Origin of the sequence: Cloacibacterium caeni, from assembly GCF_907163125.1 — a bacterium.
Taxonomy (GTDB): domain Bacteria; phylum Bacteroidota; class Bacteroidia; order Flavobacteriales; family Weeksellaceae; genus Cloacibacterium; species Cloacibacterium caeni_B.
This window is the reverse complement of the sequence record NZ_OU015319.1, coordinates 1,052,296-1,075,629: the sequence shown is the minus strand read 5'-3', so window position 1 is coordinate 1,075,629 and position 23,334 is coordinate 1,052,296. Positions and strand designations below refer to the sequence as shown.

General features: G+C 40.5%; 29 protein-coding genes. 8 read left to right on the top strand and 21 right to left on the bottom strand.

All coding sequences use genetic code 11. The features are described 5' to 3' along the window. The first annotated feature begins 7 nt into the window (after positions 1-7). Genes KKQ79_RS04955 through KKQ79_RS04945 form a run of 3 tightly spaced genes read left to right on the top strand, consistent with a single transcriptional unit; the run spans position 8 to position 2,699 of the window. A complete protein-coding gene (locus tag KKQ79_RS04955) occupies positions 8-1,174 on the top strand; it encodes a hypothetical protein (protein WP_213189191.1) in 1,167 nt (388 codons plus the stop codon). Then, positions 1,171-1,893, top strand: coding sequence for a PRTRC system protein B (locus KKQ79_RS04950; protein ID WP_123860962.1), 723 nt, complete (start codon positions 1,171-1,173; stop codon positions 1,891-1,893). The genes KKQ79_RS04955 and KKQ79_RS04950 overlap by 4 nt, the downstream gene beginning before the upstream one ends. Next, a complete protein-coding gene (locus KKQ79_RS04945; RefSeq protein ID WP_055133019.1) occupies positions 1,893-2,699 on the top strand; it encodes a PRTRC system ThiF family protein in 807 nt (268 codons plus the stop codon). Before KKQ79_RS04950 ends, KKQ79_RS04945 begins: the two co-directional genes overlap by 1 nt. Positions 2,700-2,977: 278 nt before the next feature. Here KKQ79_RS04945 and KKQ79_RS04940 read toward each other — a convergent pair whose 3' ends face one another. From KKQ79_RS04940 to KKQ79_RS04860, 17 genes are all read right to left on the bottom strand, one after another. After that, the gene (locus KKQ79_RS04940) at positions 2,978-3,427 is read right to left on the bottom strand and encodes a response regulator (protein WP_066439708.1); all 450 of its coding nucleotides are present in this window, start codon (positions 3,425-3,427) and stop codon (positions 2,978-2,980) included. 274 nt (positions 3,428-3,701) lie between these two features. Further along, positions 3,702-4,001, bottom strand: a complete 300-nt coding sequence (locus KKQ79_RS04935) for a helix-turn-helix domain-containing protein (protein ID WP_066439707.1) — start codon at positions 3,999-4,001, stop codon at positions 3,702-3,704. Next, on the bottom strand, positions 3,982-4,293 hold the full coding sequence (locus KKQ79_RS04930; RefSeq protein ID WP_066439706.1) for a helix-turn-helix domain-containing protein: 312 nt from the start codon (positions 4,291-4,293) through the stop codon (positions 3,982-3,984). Before KKQ79_RS04930 ends, KKQ79_RS04935 begins: the two co-directional genes overlap by 20 nt. Positions 4,294-4,446: 153 nt before the next feature. Continuing rightward, on the bottom strand, positions 4,447-5,247 hold the full coding sequence (locus tag KKQ79_RS04925) for a TIGR02391 family protein (protein WP_066439705.1): 801 nt from the start codon (positions 5,245-5,247) through the stop codon (positions 4,447-4,449). Between the two features lie 62 nt (positions 5,248-5,309). After that, a complete protein-coding gene (locus tag KKQ79_RS04920) occupies positions 5,310-5,591 on the bottom strand; it encodes a molybdenum ABC transporter permease (protein ID WP_066439704.1) in 282 nt (93 codons plus the stop codon). Between the two features lie 111 nt (positions 5,592-5,702). Continuing rightward, positions 5,703-6,152, bottom strand: coding sequence for a DUF3872 domain-containing protein (locus tag KKQ79_RS04915; RefSeq protein WP_066439702.1), 450 nt, complete (start codon positions 6,150-6,152; stop codon positions 5,703-5,705). An 11-nt stretch (positions 6,153-6,163) separates the two neighbouring features. Beyond that, a complete protein-coding gene (locus tag KKQ79_RS04910; RefSeq protein WP_066439701.1) occupies positions 6,164-6,724 on the bottom strand; it encodes a conjugal transfer protein TraO in 561 nt (186 codons plus the stop codon). A 21-nt stretch (positions 6,725-6,745) separates the two neighbouring features. Then, on the bottom strand, positions 6,746-7,639 hold the full coding sequence (gene traN / locus KKQ79_RS04905; RefSeq protein WP_066439697.1) for a conjugative transposon protein TraN: 894 nt from the start codon (positions 7,637-7,639) through the stop codon (positions 6,746-6,748). 24 nt (positions 7,640-7,663) lie between these two features. Then, positions 7,664-8,998: a conjugative transposon protein TraM gene (traM, locus tag KKQ79_RS04900; protein ID WP_066439696.1), complete on the bottom strand. Its 1,335-nt coding sequence runs from the start codon at positions 8,996-8,998 to the stop codon at positions 7,664-7,666. After that, the gene (locus KKQ79_RS04895; protein ID WP_019974903.1) at positions 8,985-9,272 is read right to left on the bottom strand and encodes a hypothetical protein; all 288 of its coding nucleotides are present in this window, start codon (positions 9,270-9,272) and stop codon (positions 8,985-8,987) included. The genes traM and KKQ79_RS04895 overlap by 14 nt, the downstream gene beginning before the upstream one ends. Positions 9,273-9,291: 19 nt before the next feature. Beyond that, a complete protein-coding gene (locus KKQ79_RS04890; protein WP_066439692.1) occupies positions 9,292-9,720 on the bottom strand; it encodes a hypothetical protein in 429 nt (142 codons plus the stop codon). A 12-nt stretch (positions 9,721-9,732) separates the two neighbouring features. Beyond that, positions 9,733-10,356 (bottom strand): conjugative transposon protein TraK, encoded by a 624-nt coding sequence (traK, locus tag KKQ79_RS04885; protein WP_026357463.1) that lies wholly within the window; start codon positions 10,354-10,356, stop codon positions 9,733-9,735. Positions 10,357-10,377: 21 nt separating this feature from the next. Next, a complete protein-coding gene (gene traJ, locus KKQ79_RS04880; RefSeq protein ID WP_059333820.1) occupies positions 10,378-11,373 on the bottom strand; it encodes a conjugative transposon protein TraJ in 996 nt (331 codons plus the stop codon). Positions 11,374-11,375: 2 nt separating this feature from the next. Further along, the gene (locus tag KKQ79_RS04875) at positions 11,376-12,008 is read right to left on the bottom strand and encodes a DUF4141 domain-containing protein (RefSeq protein ID WP_019974899.1); all 633 of its coding nucleotides are present in this window, start codon (positions 12,006-12,008) and stop codon (positions 11,376-11,378) included. Positions 12,009-12,034: 26 nt separating this feature from the next. After that, the gene (locus KKQ79_RS04870; protein ID WP_123860958.1) at positions 12,035-14,539 is read right to left on the bottom strand and encodes a TraG family conjugative transposon ATPase; all 2,505 of its coding nucleotides are present in this window, start codon (positions 14,537-14,539) and stop codon (positions 12,035-12,037) included. After that, positions 14,536-14,868, bottom strand: coding sequence for a DUF4133 domain-containing protein (locus KKQ79_RS04865; protein ID WP_019974897.1), 333 nt, complete (start codon positions 14,866-14,868; stop codon positions 14,536-14,538). The genes KKQ79_RS04870 and KKQ79_RS04865 overlap by 4 nt, the downstream gene beginning before the upstream one ends. Positions 14,869-14,879: 11 nt before the next feature. Further along, complete coding sequence (locus KKQ79_RS04860) at positions 14,880-15,185, bottom strand: DUF4134 domain-containing protein (RefSeq protein ID WP_002979435.1); 306 nt, start codon at positions 15,183-15,185, stop codon at positions 14,880-14,882. 204 nt (positions 15,186-15,389) lie between these two features. Between KKQ79_RS04860 and KKQ79_RS04855 the strand changes: the two genes are divergently transcribed. From KKQ79_RS04855 to KKQ79_RS04845, 3 genes are read left to right on the top strand one after another with little or no spacing between them, the layout of a single operon-like run. Next, entirely contained in the window at positions 15,390-15,689 is a 300-nt protein-coding gene (locus KKQ79_RS04855; protein WP_019974895.1) for a helix-turn-helix domain-containing protein, read from the top strand. Between the two features lie 55 nt (positions 15,690-15,744). Further along, positions 15,745-16,950, top strand: a complete 1,206-nt coding sequence (locus KKQ79_RS04850; RefSeq protein WP_019974894.1) for an SIR2 family protein — start codon at positions 15,745-15,747, stop codon at positions 16,948-16,950. 2 nt (positions 16,951-16,952) lie between these two features. Continuing rightward, positions 16,953-18,707, top strand: coding sequence for an ATP-binding protein (locus KKQ79_RS04845; protein WP_026357461.1), 1,755 nt, complete (start codon positions 16,953-16,955; stop codon positions 18,705-18,707). 56 nt (positions 18,708-18,763) lie between these two features. On the opposite strand, the gene KKQ79_RS04840 is transcribed toward KKQ79_RS04845, so the two are convergent. From KKQ79_RS04840 to KKQ79_RS04825, 4 genes are read right to left on the bottom strand one after another with little or no spacing between them, the layout of a single operon-like run. After that, complete coding sequence (locus tag KKQ79_RS04840; protein WP_123860957.1) at positions 18,764-19,399, bottom strand: conjugal transfer protein TraD; 636 nt, start codon at positions 19,397-19,399, stop codon at positions 18,764-18,766. A gap of 12 nt (positions 19,400-19,411) precedes the next feature. Next, entirely contained in the window at positions 19,412-19,717 is a 306-nt protein-coding gene (locus KKQ79_RS04835; RefSeq protein ID WP_066434593.1) for a DUF3408 domain-containing protein, read from the bottom strand. Then, a complete protein-coding gene (locus KKQ79_RS04830) occupies positions 19,717-20,121 on the bottom strand; it encodes a DUF3408 domain-containing protein (RefSeq protein ID WP_066434606.1) in 405 nt (134 codons plus the stop codon). Before KKQ79_RS04830 ends, KKQ79_RS04835 begins: the two co-directional genes overlap by 1 nt. 12 nt (positions 20,122-20,133) lie before the next feature. Next, positions 20,134-20,901, bottom strand: a complete 768-nt coding sequence (locus KKQ79_RS04825; protein WP_123860956.1) for a ParA family protein — start codon at positions 20,899-20,901, stop codon at positions 20,134-20,136. Between the two features lie 697 nt (positions 20,902-21,598). Between KKQ79_RS04825 and mobA the strand changes: the two genes are divergently transcribed. Beyond that, positions 21,599-22,030 (top strand): conjugal transfer protein MobA, encoded by a 432-nt coding sequence (gene mobA, locus KKQ79_RS04820; protein ID WP_066440844.1) that lies wholly within the window; start codon positions 21,599-21,601, stop codon positions 22,028-22,030. Positions 22,031-22,038: 8 nt separating this feature from the next. Beyond that, positions 22,039-23,325, top strand: a complete 1,287-nt coding sequence (mobB, locus tag KKQ79_RS04815) for a conjugal transfer protein MobB (protein ID WP_066440843.1) — start codon at positions 22,039-22,041, stop codon at positions 23,323-23,325. Positions 23,326-23,334: the final 9 nt, after the last annotated feature.

Below are 23,334 nucleotides of genomic sequence, written 5' to 3'. Positions count from 1 at the left end.
TAAAACGATGAATTATGCAACGCAACATCATATCGGGAACAATCAATATACCCGAACAGAAACGACAACAGCAGTTACACCGACAGTTGGGCGAGTTCGCAAATTGGCTACAAAGACCAAAGGACGCAAACCAAGTGCAGAAAGACAAGCAGAAATCCGTACCGATAGCAATGCTACCAATGGTATTCTAAAGTGTACGTTTCTGCCTAAACTGAAAACAGCACAATCCGTACAGGCTTGTCAGAAAACGGAGAGGGATTTTTACAAGTCCCTTTCCCGACTTGCCGAGCATTACAGCATTGAACCGATGCAAACCCAAGATTTTGAGTTTCCATACAATGTAGTATTATCTATGTGGGATATGGAAACCAAAGTAAAACGTACCAACATAAATTGGGACAGTTTCAAATTGGTACAGGATAGTAAGAAAACCTTTTTTGTAAGTGAGGAAAGGTATAATGTAGGTACAACCTTGTATTATATTCCTATTGCACCACTCTTTAAAATGCTCAAAGACCCGAAGCGTAAAAAGACCGCACAGCTACTTGTATCGGTATGCAGTTATCTGTACCATATTGCCGATGTGCCGTATTACAGGCAGGAAGACAGCTATTTGTATTGGTTGTATGAAACGCATAAAGATTGGGTAGAACAGGACGAGGAAACGGACGAAACAGAAACATATAGAAGTGAGTTGAGAAATGCCGAATATATTGGCGACAGGATAGAACAAAAGTTATTTAACCGAAGCAATCTAAAGATATTTGAACAGCGTTTGAACCGATTTAAAAGCCTTGACACGTTCGACAGGGAATGTTGGCAGGTAGCGTGTAATGCGTTTGCCCTTTGTACTGAATATCCGAAAGCAACTTTTTTTAGAAACGCACCATTGCCCGAAGAAGACCCTTATGACGATGATTACGAAACCGAAGCAATCGGAATGGAAAAGTACATTTCATTTATCGCAGATACCAAAGGTTGGCTATATGAAAGCCTTTCCGAAAGCATCAACAATGAGTTCAACGAATACGGAAAAATGGAAGAGCCGACCATTTGCAAAGCATTTGACGGCAGTAAAATAACACAAGGCAACCTTGATTTTGAAAATCGCCTGTTTGAATTGTTGGATGACCTTTCTTACTTATTATATAACTATAAAACAACAGAAAAATGAACACCGTAAACGACATAACCAAAGATTTCGGCACATTATACTATCCAAAATCCGCTTTGGTTTTCTATGAAACCAAAGGAACAGATACAGCAATGTACGTGGAGCATTTCGATATGGATAGCAACGGAACGCCTATCAATGCCCACCCATTGACCGTAAAAGAAGCCAACGTATTGGCAAAGGCGTTACAGACCGATGAAGAAAAGAACACAGCCTTTTTAAAGTCAAAGGGAATATTGCCTACAAACATTCTGCATATCAATCCAAATGCTGAAAAAGGTATAGTATTATGGTACACCAAAGCACAGCAAAGACAACTGTATTTTGTGGATAGTTTGGGCATATCCAACGGAATGGCACAAGTACCGCCAATGCTTTGGTTAGCGAGCAAAAGCAGTCTTACTGTATTTGCTTTGGCAAGCGACAGAAGACCCACCGAGAAAACGCCATTGCATTACGCACCTTTCTTCAATATCTACGAAAAGGGCAATGTATGTATGGGTACTGTTAGTATTGATATTAAAAATTCGGCTTCGGTTGAGGAATTTACACAGGCGTGGGAACATTATTTTTTTAATTCCTATTTCAGCCATTCATTATGCGAGAACCTCACGAAAAAAAACATTGTAAACCTTTGGAAAGACCTTATCAATACTGATAAACCTTTTCCGAAAGAAGTATTAAAAAAGAATAACAAAACCCTTAAAAATCTATTGTGATGAATACAGCAAAAACAGCAATCCATTTTACGGACAATTATCTGCTCAATCCGACAAACCCAATTTCGGTAAACCTTATCGGGGCAGGTGGCACAGGCTCAAAAGTATTGACCGCTTTAATGGAAATAAACGAGAGCTTGATAGCGTTGGGACACGCAGGGTTGCAAGTCCGCCTTTGGGATGATGATGTTATCACGAGTGCCAATTTAGGCAGACAGCGTTTTTTTGAAAGTGAAACAGGATTGTACAAATCGGTTGCATTGATAAACCGTATCAATCGTTGCATCGGTACAAATTGGAAAGCCGAAACGGTAAAATTTGAAAAGGACAAGTTTGGCAGAATACCCGAAAAAGCAAGGGCAATCATTACTATTACTTGTGTGGACAATGTACAGGCGAGGTTTGGCGTTGCTGAAATTCTTAAAGAAATAAGTTACCGCAGACACTACCAAGATGAGCCGAAATATTGGTTGGATTTTGGCAACAGCCAAGATACAGGACAAGTGCTACTATCTACTATCGGAGAGATAAAGCAACCCAATTCAGAGAAATACCAAACGGTGGCAAGCCTGCCATTTGTTACCGATGAATTTGGCGAATTGCTGAAGCAATCCGAACAAGAGGATAACACGCCAAGTTGCTCACTTGCCGAAGCGTTGGAACACCAGGACTTGTTTATCAATTCCTCATTAACCCAAATGGGTTGTTCTTTGCTGTGGAACTTATTTCGCAGGGGAATGACTGAATACAAAGGATTTTTTCACAATCTGAAAGATTTCCGCACCCACCCGATAAAAGTCGCCTGACCCGAAAAGTCGGGCGGCAAAAAGACAGATCCTCCCGATGGTCGGGACAGTCTTTTTGCATCAAATCGGTGCAACCCCTTTGTCAAAATGCACCGCTACACAATTTCCTTTCTCTACCTTTTACCAAACAGGTTGCGACATTATTGTGTGGGATATTCATTATCCCAATGATTAGGTATGCAATGACTTCTTTTCTTTTCACATAAGCGACCAAAGAAAAGAAGCAAAAGAACGCCGCTTGATTAGAACAGATATTTTATACTATTATAATCGGAACGTTACTTATTACTGAAATATTCCTGTGCAATTTCCGCTACTCCCACACTAAAATATCTACCGCCATTGGTAACAACATCAATAGCTTTTTTAAAATCGTCCGTATCGCTACCAATGAGCAAATAACCTGTAAAACCAATTTCCAAAAGAGGTTTTACGGCTTTTTCTGCATCAATATCATTATGTGCAATCAGGTTAATGGTTGGATATTGTGTTCTCAATTCTTGAAGCTGTGCCAGCACATTCTTATTGTAAAAATCAAGGTCAATAATACAAATGTTGGGAAGTGTTTTTAATGCTGGTAATTGAGATAGTCCGTCTTCAATGTTTTCAGAACGGAACAATACTTCAATTCCTGAAGCAACGAGGTCGTTGCAGGTCAAATCCAAAATCGGGCTTTTATCATTGATAAAGGCGAGGGCAATTTTTTGTTGTGCTGTACCAGTTTCCATATCATTACTTTTTTGAGTTGATGTAGCCCTGCACAAAAAAAAGAAGCGCAGGCAACCACACTTACCGATACTGAGGCACTGGTACGCCTTAATCCCCGAATAAGCGAGCGCCCACGCCTATGACGTGAGCGTTCTTACTTATTGTCTTGGGGATACAAAAAATTACCAGTTTTCAGTACCAAGACCTAAAGCAAAAACACTTTAAGTATTGTTATATTTTACATAGCAAATATACTAAAGTCCTTCCGTTGAAACATAGTCAGAACCAAATTAATTAGAAGCAATGTCTGTCATTGGTTATATAGTTCTGTTCTAAGACGGTCAGAATATCCGTTTCCTTATAAATAATCTTACCCCCAATTTGTATATACGGCAGGATATTATCGTCACGGTATTGCTGTAAAGTCCGTTTACTGATATGTAACAGCCTACACACATCTTCGCCCGACAAGTATATTTCTCCGTTCATTACAGGACGGTAATTTTTTAATATTTCTTCAATACGGTTTCTCAACTGCATTATCATTTCCTGATGGGCGATGATTTCTTCCGTTTCATTCGTCAGTAAATCCATTGTCGTTGGTATTGTACGGCTGTCCGGCTTCGAGTAAAGCCTGTACGTCCGAGCGTTTATAATAATTCTTGCGGTTCAGTTTGGAATATGGTAATAAGCCTTTGTCCTTGTAGGTCTGCAAAGTCCGTTTGGTAATGTTCATCATCAAACACACTTCCTGGTTATCGAGCCATTGCTCCTCTTTGAAAATCGGGGTATATTTTCGTGTGGCATTTTCGGTCATTTCCAAAAGTTCCCTTAGGTCATTCTTCATTCCGTCCAATGCGGTTTTTTGTATTGCAATAACTTCCATTGTTTGCTCATTTTTTCTGTGGAAGTCGAATTTATAAAGGCTTATTGCAGGATTGGGAAAGGTTGCATTGATTGGCGTTGAAAGGCAGTGTTTGGCTTTTTACTTTTGCCATAAACGAAAAATCGGATAACCTTTTGAGCTATCCGATTTTTTTTATTTAAGCCCCGTTTTATAAGTGTTATCAAGTTTGTTGTGAATAATTGTTGCTACAACCAAAACTTCTGTCATTTGTGAAAGTTGGGTATCTTCCAATATTTTGGGGTTGTGTGCTTTTGGATTTCTGTACATAGAAAAAAATCCTTTGCAGAAATTTCCAAAACCTTTGTGTTCACTTTCTTCGCTTTGATTTTTCAGAGTATTGAAAGCAAGCATAGGTCTTTTGTCCTTTCCCAACGCAAAACAATCATCAACTAAATCTGCTCCGTCTGAAGTATAGCCACTTTTTTGCCTAAGCCTCTCTGCTACACTTTTCGTAATTTCAAGTATAGCGTGAAAATAATTTTCCTTTAACCATTCAGCTTCACAATAAGGCAAAATTTCTGAATGAACTCCAATTCCGTGTACTTTTTCTTTGATTTTTAGTGACCTGCTTTTTGCTTCCGAAATAGTTTTCGCCTTATCAACTTGTCGGGGCTGTCCACTTTTATCAATTTCTATCCCTTCATAAACAAGTTTCTCATTGATAGTTGTTCTATCTTTTTCAAATTCATCTTCGGAATTATATCTTTTAGGATTTAATAATCTAACAACAAATGCCAATACATTATTTCCACATCTGTCTTGTGCTTGTCTTTCTTTTAAAGCATAAAACAATCTGTCTGTTTTATTTGTGCCATATTGAGATTGAGAAATACCAGCACCTGATAAATGTTCTGTAATTTTCGTATGTGTCAGTATATTTGATATAATATCAGATATATTTCGTAGGGTTATGTCATCAAAGGATTTTGTCATTTTATAATTTTCCTCTTTATTATGAATACTAAATCATATAATCTAAATTTCCATAAAAATACTTATTTCGAGTTAGGTATCTCCACTTGTTGCTTCTCTTTGTCCTTTTTCATTTGGCTATAAGTCCATATACAGACAATACCGAGAATTATCAAAGCGTATGCAATCCATTTGCCGACACGTTCTATAAAACGGGTAAATACAGATGCTTCAAAACTCGAAAATCCCTCTGCACCCATACCATTACGCCTATAAAATTTCCTGCGGTTTATCCAATAAATAAGCACTATCGCAATAACGATAACAATAATACCAAACACCAATTGAGCCGTAACTGTATCCATACCCGTTAAGATTATAATTCAAGTAAATTTAAACAAAAAACAACGTACACCGAAAGCTGAAAAGCAAAAAACCGACCTGTAACAGTCGGTTTTGCTTTTATATAAGTAGCATTAATCACTACTGTTGAACTGAAAGCTCAACTGCTTTTCGTTACCGAAGTTATCGGAAATCCAAACCTCAAAGGATTGTGATACGGTAGATGCCGAAGTGTAATACAACCGGAACTGCTCCGTTGGCAACGAATACAAATCGTTTGGCAAATACGGTGGTTCGTCATAATACCGCAATGTGCCTTGACCGTCAAATTGAAAGTAGCGGAGAAAATATTGCGTGTTGCTGTAATTGCCTGTTCGCTGTATGGTAATCCGTATCTCTACGGTCTGCCCACTGGCAATATCTTTGGGTACAGGCATTACTTTGACCTCAAAAGGGAAATCGTTCTGTATTTCGAGTTCATCGTCTTTGCTACAAGATACCAACGTAACCGAAGCCGTGAGGATTGCCAAGAGTATATATATTGAGCTTAATCCTATCCTGAATTTATTGAATATTGCTATCATCATTTTACATTTTAAAAATTAAACCTTAATCCCACGCCTGCGGACGGTCGGAATTGTTCCAAGTCTGTACCCCACAAAACCTTTGTACGCCCTTGCAGGACTAACACAAAACGGTCGGACAGGTACGTTTCAAATGTGAGCCGTCCGCCTGCTCCGTAAACAAAATTGTCTTCGCTCAGTATCTTCGCTCCGTCATACAACATTGCTTCGCCACGGTTGATGCTTTCGTAACCGACTACGCCTGTTATTCCAAAGTTCAGCGTGATGTTCTTACGAACATCGCCCAACAGGAAGAAACTGTAACCGCCCTCTGCGGTATAAGTTTCCTGAGGTATGCGGAGGTCTTTATAATCGTGGTATTGGTGTGTATATTCCAACGCCCAAAGCTGGTAGTTACCATTTTTGCCGTTTACGGTCATTGCTACATTGATGTAATAATCGTTACCGATTTTATCATCGGACAGCACACCCGTACTCACTTCCAATCCTTTCTGTTTAGGTAACATTCTTTGTGCCTGTGTGACCGTGATGGCCATAAAGATGAGCATCACGGTATAGATATACTTTTTCATATTATTTACTTTAAAAGGTTATTAAAATTTCAGGTGCATATCGTTAATCAAACGAGCTTTGATTAAGTCGGAATTTTCTATCTGGAGTGTCTGATGCCTGCCACCGTTTTTCTCGAAAATCTCAATAAGTAGTACCTTGTCATCGGCAATGGTAAATTGGTCTAACAGGAACACGTTTTGCTCGGTCGTTTTTCCGCCAATCTCATCCAATGGTTTGTAAGTCCTAAGCGGTATCATCGGGCGTTCCTGCACTACGGTACGTTTGGCTACCTTTTTATCCACCACTTTGAAATTCACAAAATCAATCTGAAACGGCACATTGGTACGGTTTCTCAATTCCGTATGGAAATAGTATTTGCCGTTGTGTATGTAGATACCTTTGAGGATAAACTGAATACCGAAACTCTTAGCCCCGATATGCTTTACAATACGTTTGTCCTTTTTGTAAATGGTTTCCAAAAGCAAGCCTGCCAATGATGGCGAATTGTTGCCCAATTCTTCAAAAAGCACATCGTTTCCGTTGGCTTTATCAACCGCCTTTTGCATTGTCAAGAGGTCATAGCTCAACGCTTCGGGATAGGGACTGTAATACACATTGAAACTGTAAAAACGCCCGTCATTTGTGATAACTGAAAAATTGGTTTCCGCTTCAAATTCCCTTACCGATGCTTTTACACGCAATACATTTTCCGCATCTTCCGCTTTTCCAGCAATCAGGTATTCGCTTCCCAAATCCACATAACGGATGGCGGTCGGAAAAATAAGATGTGAAGTTTTATCGTAGGTAACTTCCATTCTATACGGTTCTATCTTGCCTAATGCAAGCGGAGTTTTTGCACTATCCTGTGCGTAAGATTGTACGGCAAAGCCGAGTATCAGGGCAAATGCCCAAAAGGTTTTTAAATGATTTTTCATTGTTTAAATTATTTGAGTTCAACATTATTTTTTAGATACAAGGAAGACCTGATGCCCTGCTTTTAGCGTAACCTTTGGGGTTCTTACCTTTTTGGCGAAATAGCCCGAAACACCCTGTACCACGCCACGGCTTAAATCAGCAGCAACCTGTTGTCCTGCATTCTGCGTGAGCATTATGCTTGTTCCCGAAGTCTGGCTCATATTGCCCGCCATTTCGGTAAGGGCGTTCATTTCGGGCGAATACGGAACGTACAAGCCTTGCTGTCCGTCCAAATCGTAAATAGTAATATCAACCGGAATGATGTTGCCCTCTAATTCTACGGAGGTAATCTTTAGCTGCAATCGACCTCCCTGAAATTTGGCATTAGCTGTTACAATCGTTCCTTTCGGAATGGTACGTTGAGGCGTTTGGGCTGGCTCTAACAATCGCAATCGTACCCCTGTTTCGCCAATAACCGTTTGCGCATCGTGTACACAGGCTTTGATACTGTTTTTCGGTTGTGCCGTTTGCTCAATAGAACCTGCGGTATAAAAGCCCCGGTTTCTTGTTTCGCTCCAATCGGCTAAAAAGGCACTGTCCGTAGGCTCACGATACAAAGCGGAAACGGTGTTCTTTCTTGTAGGTGTGAATGCCACAAAATGCTCCTTTTGAGTTGAACCTGCGGTAGCCGTACCTGCATCCTTAGCAGGTGGGGCTTCTGTCGAATTTGTACCTGTTGGCAGATACTTTGCCGCCATCTGGTAGGATTTCTCCATTATGGCAAGCTGGTCATCAACGGTTACAGATTTAGGTACATCTTTCTCGGCTAATTGTTCTTTTAGTTCGTCCAATTGCCTGCGGAGTTCTGTTGTTTCAGAGTTGTTATCCTGATAAAATGAACCCAATGTGCTTTGTGCATTGCGGTAACTGCTCAATGCAGGATTGCCGTTTCTTCCCGAACCTCTGCCAACGCCATAGCTGCTGTTTTCGTCTTCTTCGGGAAATTCATCATTAGGCTCTTTTTTGTCTTCAGTATTCCAATAGTCAGAAAGCGTGGTAAGTGCATTGCGTTTTTCTTGCTCTTTGCGTTCCAGCATTTCCAACTCGTAAGCCTTGCCTTTGTCGGCAGGCATTCCTGCTCCGGTAGCCTCCGGTACTGCATCGTTCAGCCCGATGTTCTCAATTTCCTTTTTGTCTGCGGATGGTTTAAATATGAGGTACATACAACCTACGAAGACAATTCCCATTAAGCCAAATATGAGTGGCTTTTTGAGCTTTTCGGCTTTGTTCTGTGTACCGTCTTGCAGTACATCAGTGGTTGCTGCCTGGTTCCCTTCCGTTACCCGAACAACCGACTTTTTGTTCTCATTTTCTTTCATAAATCTTGTTTTTTAGAATTGTTGATAATGTGTCCTGCAATCTTGCAGGACTTTCACTTTTTTTGAGGACAGGGTTTTCGATATGCTCAATGACCATATCGTTACCCGACTTTGAGGTATCGTACCATACTTTGCAAATGACACCTGCCGTAAGCAGTAGATACCCCACAAAAAAGTAAAGTGTGTATTGGTGCTGTTTCCGCAAGGGCAATGCCCGCCAGCGTTCGTCCAGCTTGTCAAAGTACCTGTCCATATTTGCTCTTAGTTTTTTCATAACCTTACTATTTCTGTTGTTATAGCTTGAAACGCTTAGGACTTTGACCTGCCTTTTGCTTCGGTTCTTCATTGACCAAAGCGACTGCCTCAACCGCTTTGGGTGCGGATATGACTGACAGGTTTGTCAGTTCCGATTTTTTCAGCAGTTGCCCAAATTGGTCTTTCCTTGCAACCTCCATTCTGTTAAGCGAGAATTTGCCGTTCAGGTATTTTACCCACATACTGCATTCTACACTTGGCTTGTCTTCGCCCGACCATTGCAGGTAGCCCGTCAGCAACAAGTCCTGTTTAGGCAAACTATCTGTACCTTTTTGGCAGTTTTCGAGGTATTCGCCGATACTTTCCTTCAACTTTCCAGCATACGCTCCCTGCGTATGGAAATAGCCGTTATATCCTTTATCGGTAAGGATTTTTGCAAACGTGCTTAAATCTGATAATGCTTCCATAAGATTGTTTTTTTAGCGTTCGATAACTTCTATATCCCTGTTTTCTATCACTGCAAACTTTTCGATGTTGAAGCCTTGCGGGTTGTTGTCCGAACGGACAGAGTTCACGAGATAACAGGAAGTAATCAGGTTACGCCTGGTCACGTTGCTCGAACGGATAATGAATTGTTTGGCGTAGGTACGCACCGCATAAGGATAGGTGTCGAAATTGCACACGACACTATCCACCTCAATGCGTTGCTGTACATTCCCCGAAATAATCCTGCTGTAATAGCCCTTTTCCGACAGGTCTTTGTAATAATCAAAAGCTGATTTATCGGCAAGGTTGAATGCCCTGCTCATATTGCTTTCGATAGCGTTCTTGTCGGGAGCAAGCGTAAAAAAGAGTTCGTGAAAACGCCTGACGTGTTCCCTTGCTTCCACAGGTCGGTTGATACTTGCATCTTGCGATAAGGCAAGCATCAACGATTTTCCATTATCCAGCACATAGATTTTTTGGCGTTGTTCGTCTGCAAAGCTGTAAGATTTCCAAAGTGAAAATCCTACCACGCTTAGGCAGAGAACGGCAAATACAATGGCATACAGCCGTATTTGCCTAAAACTGTTTTCGATATTTCTTAATGTTTTAAATTCCATTTTTAAATGATTTGATTGTTTTTATTTCCCCATTAACTTGCCACCGATATTTCCAACTGCCGAACCTGTTCCTGCTCCGGCGATATTTCCGGTTTTCATTGCGGCTTGGTTTACGTTACGGGTAAAGTTCCCTGCACCGCCTGCCTGAATAATCCAGCCTGTTACCGTTGGGATAGTGAAGTAGCCCACGATACCGATTATCATAAAGATGATGTACACGGTATTTGAGGTATCAGGAATGTAAGTCGGGTCGGCAAGCATTGCTATATCCTTTTCGATAATGAGGGATTGTATTTTGGCAAGCATAGAGCTGAACAGGTCTGCCACAGGCAACCACAGGTAAACGCTGACGTATCGGGTCAGCCATTGCGTGAGCGTGGACTGAAAACCGTCCCACACGCTTATCGCAAAGGCTATCGGCCCGAGTATGGACAGGACAATGAGAAAGAACGTCCTTATGGTATCAATAACCAAAGCTGCCGCCTGAAACAGTACCTCTAACAGATTGCGAAACCAATTCTTAATAGCTTGTTCGGTTTGGTAGGCAAACCTATCCATATACATTCCCGACATCGTAATCAAATCGCCGGGCGACCAGCCCAATTCTTCGAGCTTTTTATCAAATTCCTCATTTGATACGAGATAGGCTGTTTCAGGATTTCGTAGCATAGCTTCCCGTTCGAGCAGGTCTTTTTTCGCCTGCAAATTGTTGAGGTCAAGCACCTGATTTTCGAGGATTGTGTGAGTACCCTGTACCACCGGACTTAACACGGCATTGATTGTTCCCAATACGATAGTTGGGAAAAACATAATGCAAAGCCCCAAAGCGAAAGGACGAAGCAAAGGGTACATATCAATGGGTTCAGCCCTGCTCAAAGCCTGCCATACTTTTATGGCAACATAGAACAAAGCCCCCAATCCGGCTATCCCTTTAGCCACTGCCGCCATATCGGCGGACAGTGGGAGCATCTCATCATATAATGAGCGTAGGACTTCGTGAAGATTTTGAAATTCCATAACTACCAGTATTTTTGGTTAGGAGTTCCATAGAGGTCAAGCACTCTTTTGGTATTGTTCTGCTTTTTTGCTCTTAGAATACTTACAGAGATATTCTTATTGGTATAGTAGCGTACCAAGCTGTGGTATTCCTTTACTTCTTTGTACACTCTATCAATAATATCCATACGCTCTTTGTCGTTCAGCGAAAGGCTTGATGAGGTTACAATCTGTTTGAGTTCTTTCAGCAGTTCGGTACTTTCATTCAGCAATGCCGAATAACCATTGCTGATAGCTGCCAATTCCTGTGCAGAAAAATTCGGGTCGTTCATCATCTTACCGAAGTTGGTAACATACATTTCGGATACGTCACCGACAAGCAATACAGTCTGCTGTACCTTACGTGCATCTTTTACAAGATTATTTACAGCTTGTAGCTTGTCGTAATACTCCTTACCCTGTTTATACACCTTTTCCACTTCCTTGAAATTTTTAATTACATTGGATACCGTGGAAGAAGTCTGTACGATTTCATTCGCACTGTTGAGAATACCCGATGCCAGATTTGTGGGGTCGGTTACTACCCATTGTGCTTTTGCGGACGGTGCTACGGCGAGCATTAGTGCCGTACACACCATAAAAAGGAACTTTTTCATTTTTATGAATTTTAAAATGTTAATGACTATTGATTTGCTTTGTCACGCCTTTGCATTGCGATATGCTTAATGGCGAGTTCTACGTTACCGTCCAATTCGGAAGCTAATTGCATTACCTCCATTTTTTCGGTTTCTTCGGTGGTGTATGCGAGGTATTCCTCCAAACTAACTTCGGTGGCATAGACTGCCGAGTTCGTACCACCTAAGCCAATCCAAACCTCTTTGTACAGTCGGCTTGCATCGTTGTTCATATTGATAGAAAGTACCTGACCTTTTTCCTTATCTGTAAGCCCCAACATTGCCTGTATGTCATCGAATTTATTCATATACTTACGCTGGTCTAAGAGGATTTTACAGTCGGAATTGTTGATGATACTTTCTTTTACAATGGGCGACTGGATAATATCATCTACCTCTTGCGTAACGACAATCGCCTCTCCGAAGAATTTGCGGACGGTTTTAAATAAATATTTTATATATTCCGCCATTCCTTCTTTGGCAATCGCTTTCCACGCTTCTTCAATCAGGATGAGTTTTCGGATACCTTTCAGCCTCCGCATCTTGTTGATAAAAACTTCCATAATGATAATTGTGACTATGGGAAAGAGGATTTTGTGGTCTTTAATCGCATCAATTTCAAACACGATAAAGCGTTTGGAAAGCAGGTCTAACTGCTTGTCGGAGTTCAACAGATAATCGTATTCGCCACCCTTGTAGTAGGGTTCGAGGACGTTCAGGAAATTTGCAATGTCAAAGTCTTTTTCCCTTACCTGTTTTTCTTCGAGTACCTTGCGGTAATCACCTTTGACATACTCGTAGAAACCGTTGAATGATGGGTAAACATCATCTGTTTTGATACGTTCAATATAACCTGATACGGCATTGGATAATGCCACTTCTTCCGAACGGGTTGGCGGTTCATCATCACGTTTCCATAGTGTCAATATTAAGGTCTTAACACTTTCTCTCTTTTCGATGTCGAAAACCCCATCATCCGTGTAAAATGGATTGAATGCAATCGGGTTGCCTTCGGTGTACGTAAAATAAACACCGTCTTCACCTTTGGTCTTTCCTTTGATGAGTTCGCATAAGCCCTGATAAGAATTACCCGTATCTACCAACAATACGTGTGCGCCCTGTTCGTAGTATTGCCTTACCATATGGTTTGTGAAGAACGATTTTCCCGAACCTGACGGACCAAGTATAAACTTGTTCCGGTTCGTGATAATGCCACACTTCATAGGCAGGTCGGAAATATCCAAATGGATAGGTTTTCCTGTAAGCCTGTCAGCCATCTTGATACCGAACGGCGAGGGCGAATTGTGATAGTTGGTTTCTTCTGTGAAGAAGCACAAGGCAGGTTCGATAAAAGTGTAAAAACTTTCCTCACTCGGAAAATCGCCTGCATTGCCGGGCATTCCAGCCCAAAACAAAGTGGCTACGTCCGTAGTGTTGTGGCGAGGCTTACACTCCATCAATGCCAATGCACTACCGCAATCGTTCTTTAACTGTTTCAGCTCCGCAGGGTCTTCCGACCACGCCATAATGTTGAAGTGTGCCCTGATAGACGACAGACCGAAGCTGTGGGCTTCGTTCAGGTATTTTTCTATCCACTCTTTGTTGATTTGGTTTGCCCTGCTATACCTTGCCAAAGAGTGCATATTGCGGGCGGACTTTTCAAACTTTTGCAGGTTGTCTTCGCTGTTATCCAAAAACAAATATTGGTTGTAGATATGGTTACAGCTAAGGAGTAATCCCACGGGAGCAGCGAACGACAAACGGCAGTCGCTCCGGTCGGTGGATAGCTTTTCAAAACGGGTATCAGCCGATACCGTTCCGGGCAAATCGTCTGTATCGGACAAGGTGTGCAGGCTCAACCTTTTGTTTCCGATACGGACTTCTTCCGTTCCGAGTGCGATGTCCTGCATCGGTGTTCCGCTTTCCCTTGACAGGGTTAGGTACTGTTCCAACAATCCCTGCTTTTCGTCCGTTCCGATGATTTCATCTTCGGTAAGGCGTTGCAGGGTTATGAAACCGCTATCGTTCACGATACGCTCAAACTGTGCCACCGCTTCCATAAAGCGGTGTATCGTTTCCTTGTTCCTGATTTCCTTTGGTATGAGCGTACCTTTGCAAAGCGAACTGAAGTTGCTTTGCATACGCATTCTTTCCTTAGTGGTCTTGGTCAGGAACAGGTAACAATAATGGTTCAGAAATGGTCGCTCATTAAAATGGCGTTGGTAGGATTTAGCCAAAAAACTTTGGTCTTCCTTTGCCAAATCGGGAGCATAGCTTTCTTTGATGTACCAATCCTGTTTGTGGATGACCGTAAAATCCGGCAAGGTCTTGATAGCCTTATGCCAGGCGGAGTGAATAGCTTCGTATTCCGCCGATGCTACCGTAAACAGTTCCGGCAAACGAACCTCAAAGCAGGCGGTAATGTCCGCATCTTTGGAAAGGATGCAGTTGTTTTCTACTGCCAACAAAGGAAATTTGTTTTCCAGCGTTGTTGTCTTTGCAACGTTTCTCATAGGGCATTCGATTTAGGAGTGAATTTCAGATAGCGGTGTACAGGCTTGCGACAAATGATGTATCGGGGATGTCTTTTTCCTGCTCCGATTTTCATTAGCCCGTGTTCGCCGTACTTCCTGTTTAGTGAAAAGGTCTGCCACACAATGAGCGAAGCACCGCCTGCTCCGAGGAACAGGCAGATGTAAGAGTTTACGCCTGCCATATACAGTATCATCACGAGGATGAGCGTACCGAGCAGTCCGCCAGCGAAAATGAACAGGTATTGTGCTTTCAGTCCCTTAAATTCCACTGTCCTGCCAATGCCTTTGTTTATGTTGTAATTGTTCATAAAGCAAAGGATTAAAGGAAGAATGAACGCAGGATGGTAGCCGCTACGATTAAGAAGATACACGCACCGAACCAGCTTGCCGCAGTCTTCGATGTGTCGGGGTCGCCCGAACTGAACTTATTGTAAACTTTAACGCCCCCTATCAAGCCCACGACCGCACCGATGGCGTAGATTAATTGGGTTGCGGGGTCGAAATAGGAAGTTACCATTTGGGTAGCCTCGTTGATACCTGCCGAGCCGTTTCCCTGTGCGAACGCACCAATTCCTGACAGCATAGCCACGGCTGCCAGCAAAACTTTTTTTCTCTGTTTTTCCATAATTGAAACACATTAATTTGTTATTGTTATCCCGCACCTTGCGGACTTTCGGAACAAAGGTGTTTCAGAAATCAGGGCGTTATAATAAAGTGGCAGTCAAAGGAATGATTTGGCAGTGAGTGGCTTTATAGAAAGTCTAAATCCGTATTTATTAAACTATTTTGCTTAAATTTGACATATTTAGACAAGTCTTAAAAAAGCAAAATGGCATTTGGAAAACACATAAAAAGACTAAGAGAAAGTAAAGGATTGTTCCTACGGGAAGTTGGGGCTGCATTGGAACTGGATAGTGCTTTTATCAGTAAAGTCGAAAATGAAGAAAGACCATTGCCAAGAAAACACATCGAAAAGCTTGCAGAATTTTTGAATACCCCAATTGATGAGCTATTGGTTTTATGGTTTTCAGATAAAATAAAGGGACTTATTGACGATAAAGAAATAGGAAAGCAGGCTTTAAAAATTGTTTTAAAAGAATTAAATGCAATCAAGAATAATGCAGATTAGGTTTTTAACAACTCTTCTTTGGCAATAAAAAGGTTAACAAATAAAATATGCGAATATGAAATACATTTTACTCAACAATAACAGTTCTGTTGCTTATGATGATAGTGATGCTACTGATATAAAAGTATATATCGACGGCAAACTTCACGATTTCAAAGAAAGTACCGAAAATAGAATTGATTATGCAATTGCAACAAATAGGAATAAATACTCCCAAACTCTAAATAATCAGTTTGAGAATTTATTACTTCTAACTGGTGCAGGGTCATCTATTGGTTGGGGAAAAGATGGGAAGTTGGGTAAGTCGATGGCAAATTTATGGGATGATGCGGAAGCTCTTTTAACAGCCGATGTTTTTGGAAAGTTACTTGAAACTATTGGCTACGATGAAAAATGGGATGATGGCTCTATAGTAAAGAATTTAGAAAAGGTTCTTTCTATGGCAACACCTGCTATACCATATATACCCAAAGAGGATATAGATATTGAGGATTGTGTAAACAAAATTAAAGATTTTATCAAAGAAGCCTGTCAATTGAGTTTGCCAGATAATTCGCCACATACGCTCTTATTAAATAAAATAACGAAACGCAAAGTTACTTTACCAAGATTTAAGCTGTTTACATTGAATTATGACCTAATGTTTGAACAATCAGCTTGTGAAAGCAATTTTGTTGTTATAGACGGGTTTTCATTTTCTCAACCAAGAATATTTAGTGGGCGTAATTATGATTACGATATTGTTTCCCGCAATCAAAGTAGAGTAAAAGAAGAAGACAATTTTATTCAAAAAGTTTTCCATTTGTACAAATTACACGGTTCTGTAAATTGGGAAAAGCAAGACAACAAGATTATACAAAAAGAAGAACCTGACGAACCATTGATGATATATCCACATCAATCAAAATATGAAAGCTCTTATGAACAGCCGTATTTTGAAATGATGTCGAGGTTCCAGTCCAATTTGAGAAAGGAGAATGTTTTCCTTATTACAATAGGCTTTAGTTTCGGGGATAAACATATCGTAACCGCAATCATCGAAGCCTTGGAACAAAATCCAGGCTTTCAATTGATGATTGTAAATAAAGGGATAGATGAAACCAACGAAAATATGAAACCCTTTATTGATGCTGCAAACAAATATTCCAATATATCTATTGTTTCAGAAACCTTTGAGGATTTCGCTAAGAATTATCCTGACTTAAAATCTTACAATCAGGAAGATACACGACAAATAGTAATTAATATCCCTAATAGTTAGATATGAGCAATAGCCCCTTTAATCACAGTCATTTTCTTGGGTATGTAAATTTTGTATCCCCTGCATTTGTGAAAGTGCATTTCCCGTCTTCTGTTTTGATGAAAACATTTGTTCACCACGCAGAAGTGTTGAGAGGTGGACTTGTAGGAAACTATATTGTTGTTGAGGGAGAGGAAAAAGGTTTTCTGGGAAAAATGTTGGAAATATCGTTACCTGAAAAAGAACGGTTGGAATTAAGTGAAAGAACTTTTTCAACTAAAGCATTTCATCCAGTAGGAAGAATAGAAATTCTTTTATCATTTGATTTGTTTGACCCGAGTAGAATAGAAAAAGGGATAAATAGCCTCCCACTCATTGGTTCTAAGGTATTCATTTGTTCGTCGGAATTTCTTTCTACACATTTCAAAACCTTTGGCATAAAACCCGAAAATATCGAACATTCTCCTACTTTTAGAATGGGGAATTTGATATACGATAAAAATGTTCCCGTAGATATTTCTTTGCAAGCGATATTTAGTCGTCATTGTGCGGTTGTTGGTACAACAGGAGGAGGGAAAAGTTATACCATCAGCAAATTTATTGAGGGAGTTATAGAAACCGGAGCAAAAGCTATAATCTTAGACCCAACGGGAGAATACTCTACATTTGATGCTCATCCAAAAGTTGACCATTCAACACTGATTTCAGAAAGCTATTTTCCATATCAGAATTTAACCATTAATGATTTATTCGTTCTGTTCAGACCATCAGGACAAGTACAGCAACCCGTTTTATTGGAAGCTATTAAGTCGTTAAAAGTTGCACATTGCTTATTAGGGAATATTCCTAATAATGGACATAATAATGATGGAACTAACGATACTTTTACATTCAGGGGTCAGCAAGTAGTTATAAATAATGGATTAGTTGTAAAACAAAATAATATTACTGCGGCATATAATAATGCCTACTTTACTTATAAATCTATTATAGAAGATTTCACAATAAATAATTTCAGTATAAATCTACTCCACAGGCAAATAGGGAATGAATGTTTTCAAATATTCAACGACCGTTGGGCAAACAATAGAGATGAAAGAAATTATGGAAATGCAACGAGTTTAATAATGCGTGTTAACAATGTAATATCGGACAATGATTATTCCGGTATGTTTGGATTTAATGCTCCAACCACAAATAACCTAATAACCAAGATAGACGAGTTTTTGAATAATCCAGAATTAAATATTTTAAGAATTGGTTTTGAAAATGTACCTTATAATTTTCAGGCAAGAGAAATCTTGGCAAATTCATTGGGAAGATACTTATTGAATAAAGCTCGAACTAATATTTTCAGAGAAAATCCTCTAATTCTCTTTGTAGATGAAGCCCATCAGTTTTTAAACAAGAAAATTAAGGATGAATATTTTGAAAGCACAGAATTAAATGCTTTTGATAACATTGCTAAAGAAAGTCGTAAATATGGATTATTTCTATGTTTATCAACACAAATGCCAAGAGATATTCCTGTTGGTACGCTAAGTCAAATGGGAACATTCATTACTCATAGGCTGATAAATTATCAAGATAAGGAAGCAATCGCGAGTGCTTGCTCGACTGCCAATAAAGAAACTCTTTCTTTTTTACCATCTTTAGGGTCAGGAGAAGCAATTATTATGGGAGTTGATTTTCCAATGCCAATATCAGTCAAAGTAGATATGCCAACAATTACACCGAAGTTCGATACTCCAAAATTTGTAAAAATAGCGGGCACTTAGTTTTATAGCGTTTGAACAATTTTTAATTTGTGTCTAACATACAAAAGGGAGCTTGCCTAAACAAACTCCTCAATGTCAAAATCACTCAAATCACTTTTCCGCAAAGTGGAAGAACTGTCTTCCGTTTCAGATGAAAGGGTGCTATCCAAAAGCTCGGCTATTCTTCGGGAAGCATCTTCCATAGAATTCTCCAATAGGCTGAATAATTCGGTTCCCTGTATTTTTTGAACTATGGCTATCGCTGTTTCCTTTTGGGCTGGTTCCAATTCTTCTTTTTGGAGCAACACCCCCACGGAGCTTAGTTCTTCAAAGGTAACCCCTTGGGCAAAACCGTCATCGCCACCGGATATTCCGTACCTGTTCCAATCTTCTTCCTCTTCCTCCAAATCAGGTATATTACTGAAAACTTCGTCCAGCTCTTCCTTGCGGATTTGAATGCCGACGTTTTCATTTTCGTCGTATTCAATGTCTAAATTAGCGGGGTTTATCTCCGGTTCCTCAATTTGGCGTTCATTGGCAGCGTTTGGCATTGAAAGGCGTTCTACGGATTTTGGCTGCCCCATAATATCGGGCAGGTTCGGATTGACTTTCTTCTGCGGAGGTACTTGTTTTGTCCTTTTCTTAATGACAATCTTATCCTGTAAAAGCAGGACAATGACTATCAGCAGGCATATCACAATTACTATTTCCATAACGTAGGTTTTTTAAAACAAGCCTTTGTACTTTTCGTTGAACTCTTTTGTAATCATATCTTCAAATACTTTAAAATGATGTTCAAGAATATTATTGAGATAGGCAAACAAGGGTATTTTATCATCGCCTATAATCTGGACTATGCGGGTTAAACGCTCGTGATGTTCAGGACTTAGGTATATGCTTTTATTGCCTCTTTTCTGCATTTTATTCATTTGCATAAATGCGTTTTCATAGGTTGTTTTAGCTGTATTGCTAACTGTATCGGAGTTGCTGCCGGCTGCAACAGTATTCCTGTTCTTTTTATCTTTCTTCATTATAGAATGGGTTTAAAATGTTCATTGAAATAATCGGTAATATCGTCCCCGTACTCCCTGAAATGATGTTCAAGAATATTGTCAATGTAAGAGTAGAGCGTTGTTCTTTCTTCCCTTGTCAGTTGAACGATGCGGAGCAATCTTTCGTGGTATTCAGGGCGTATGTAAACGACCTTGCCATTACGCCCCGATGGAAAACGATTGACCAAAAACGTTTCCTCGTAGTCCGCTTTCTTTGATGAACTGTTACGGGCTTTTTCCCTGGGCTTGTTTTCCTTTGGTACATCCTGCTTTTTGTTAATGGTCGGTGGAGCAACAGGCTCATCGCCGCTTATGACGTTCATAAGGTATTCCTCATCAACATTGGGCTTTTCAAAATCGTTGTTTTTGTTATCTGAAGCCATACTTTACTATTTTTATAGATGAGTGATTTTTAAAAATTCCTCGACAAACAAATCCATTTTAGTTGCTTTCATTAACTGTGGTTCGGCAGGCAGCAAACTTGACCTGAATACATAACTGGCTGTGTCGTCTGTTTCCTTTCGGAAACGCTTGCTGTCCATTATCCTTGTTTCCATTATGGGCAGGTTGAGTTCTTTGATGACACTTTGATACGCATCATACAAACCTGTTTTTTCCCTGCCATCCACTTGGTTCCAGAACAGCCACATCTCTTGTTCGGGATTGCCCTCGTCCGTTTGGGGAAGTCCGAGAAAGGCTTTGGTAAAGCCCAATGTACTTTCCACTACCAAACGGTCGGCAGTAATGGGCGAAAAGATGAAGTCCATTTTTTTTAAGGTTGTCAGTACACCTTTGGTATTGGCTGTTCCCGGCAGGTCGAAGAAAATAACATCCGGCACAACCGCCGACTGGCTTCTGTATTCCGATGCTTTCTCCAGAGCTGTTTCAGCCTTGCATTTGATAATCGGGTACGCTTTTTTGTTGATGGCTTGAAACTGCTTCATTGCCGCCTTTTTATGGTAGTCGTTCTGCATTATGGTTCTCTTATCCCGTTCACGCATATTGGTCAGGCTGTGTTGCGGAAAGTCGCAGTCCATCACCAGCACATTAAAACCTAAACGGTAGTGAAGCACACTTGCCAGCAAGGTGGTCATTGTAGATTTTCCCACACCGCCTTTTTGGGTGGAGAAGCTGATTTTTAAAGTTTTCTTTGTTGTTTCCATTATTTAAAAATTTATTGTTACACACTTTATTTGTTTTGCAGGATTGAATATTGGTTTATCTGATTATTACCTCATTCCTATATTCCTGCATTCCCTTTTGCGTACTTTCCTGCACAGGTATTTGCTTTCATTTTTGCCTTGTCAGGCACATTCTTTAGCAAGTGGCAAACCTTACAATAGGTAAATTGCTTTACCGCTTTTATGCTTTTACACTTTTATTGTTTTATGCTTTTAAAACCTTATGCTTTTATTCCAAACTGCCTGTTTGCAAACCTGATTTTCTTCTTTGTCGAAATACATTTTTTACTACCTGCACTAAAATTATACGGCAAATAAAGCGATTGATTTATCCGCTGATTGAGGTGTGGCAGTGTTTGGCACTCAAAGGCAGTCTTTGTCCGGGTATCGCATTGCAATACTCTTACAGGTAGGGCTTTACTTTGTACAATGATTATTATTAACGGATTTATGCAAAAGTCTTTTGACAAAATGGAGGGTAACGGGAACGGCATCGAGCCGTTTTCCCTGTTACATTTAATCCGTCCCGAAGGGCGGATTTTTGTGTTCAACGGAACACGGCAAGTTGTGTTTTGAGCATCTCGGAATGATTTCCGATGCTCAAAACAACTTGCCCTTTGCAGGGGCAGAAAACACCTTCCGAAGTCAGGGTTTTGTATGGATTTAAAATGGATTAGTGATGAATGATAATAACAATAAGCAACAGAAGAAGACCGGACGCCGCCCGAAAAAAGACCCGGCGAACATCCGATACACGATTTCCTTTAACGAGCAGGAACACGCCCGTTTTCTTGCTCTTTTTGACAAATCAGGTATGCAGGTAAAGGCGCATTTTATTACGTCCTGCATCTTTGACAAGACCATAAAGACCATTCAGATTGACAAAGGAACAGTTGATTTTTATATGCGGCTGACCTCTTTTCACAGCCAGTTCCGTTCCATAGGCGTGAACTACAACCAAATTGTAAAGCTGTTGTACAAGAATTTTTCGGAGAAAAAAGCCGCAGCATTCCTGTACAAACTGGAAAAACAAACGGCTGAAATGGCGATGCTCTGTCAAAAAATCATTCAGATGAGCGAGGAATTTGATGCAAAATACCTCAAAAAATAGCGGTAGAAATGATAGCAAAGATTGGCAGAAGCGGGAATTTATACGGAGCATTGGCGTACAATCAGCTCAAAGTAGAAAATGAAAACGGACAAATTTTGTTCGCCAATAAGATAATTGAAACCGCTAACGGGCATTATTCCGTTGCACAATTAGCCCAATCTTTTGCGCCCTATCTGATTGCCAACCGAAATACCGAGAAACATACTTTGCATATTTCGCTCAACCCCGACCCGAATGACAAGGTAAGCGATGATAAATTTCGGGAAATAGCAGAGGAATATATGCGTGAAATGGGTTACGGCGAACAGCCTTTTGTAGTATTCAAACACACCGATATTGACCGCAGCCACATCCATATTGTATCGGTTTGTGTTGATGAGCAGGGCAAAAAAATTTCGGATAAGTTCGAGAAAATGCGGTCTATGAACCTGTGCCGGGAGTTGGAAAAAAAACACGGGTTGATACCCGCAACAGATAAAGAGCGCAATCAGAATGATAAGGTTTTCCGTCCGGTAGATTATAGGGCAGGCGATGTAAAAAGCCAAATCGCTTCGGTAGTCCGACACCTGCCGAACTATTACCAGTACCAAAGTTTGGGCGAATACAATGCCTTGCTATCTCTTTTCAATATTACCGCCGAGAAAATCGAAGGAGAATTGCAGGGAAAAATGCAGCAGGGTTTATTGTACATTCCATTAAATGAAAAAGGCGAAAGAGCCGGGCATCCGTTTAAGGCTTCCCTCTTCGGCAAGGGCGCAGGGCTACCTGCTTTGGAATTGCATTTTGCGAAATGCAAAACAGCTTTAAAAGACCACCCAAGCAAGCAAACCCTAAAAGCTGCCGCTACCATTGCCCTGAAAACAACGAGCGATGAGCAGGCTTTCAAAAAGCAATTGGCTGAACAGGGCATTAACGTAGTGGTACGCCGGAATGATACAGGTCGCATTTACGGAATGACTTTTATAGACCATAATTCTAAAACGGTTTGGAACGGTTCACGCTTAGCAAAGGAACTTTCTGCCAATGTCTTTAATGATTATTGGAACAATAACATCAAACCGGAGATAAAAGAACCTGCTTTACAGCAACCCAAAATATCCACATCAAATGATGCGGATCTTCCTGCGGAAGAAGCACACCATTTGTTCGATTTCTTAACTACGGAAAAACACGAAGACGGTTTGATTGAAGCATTGGGCGGTTTGCTACCCGAAGCCCAGGGCGAGGATTATGAAGAATTGGATTTTGCTAACAAGATGAAGAAGAAACGCAAACGCCAAAGAGGTCAGAAATAGTAATCAGCC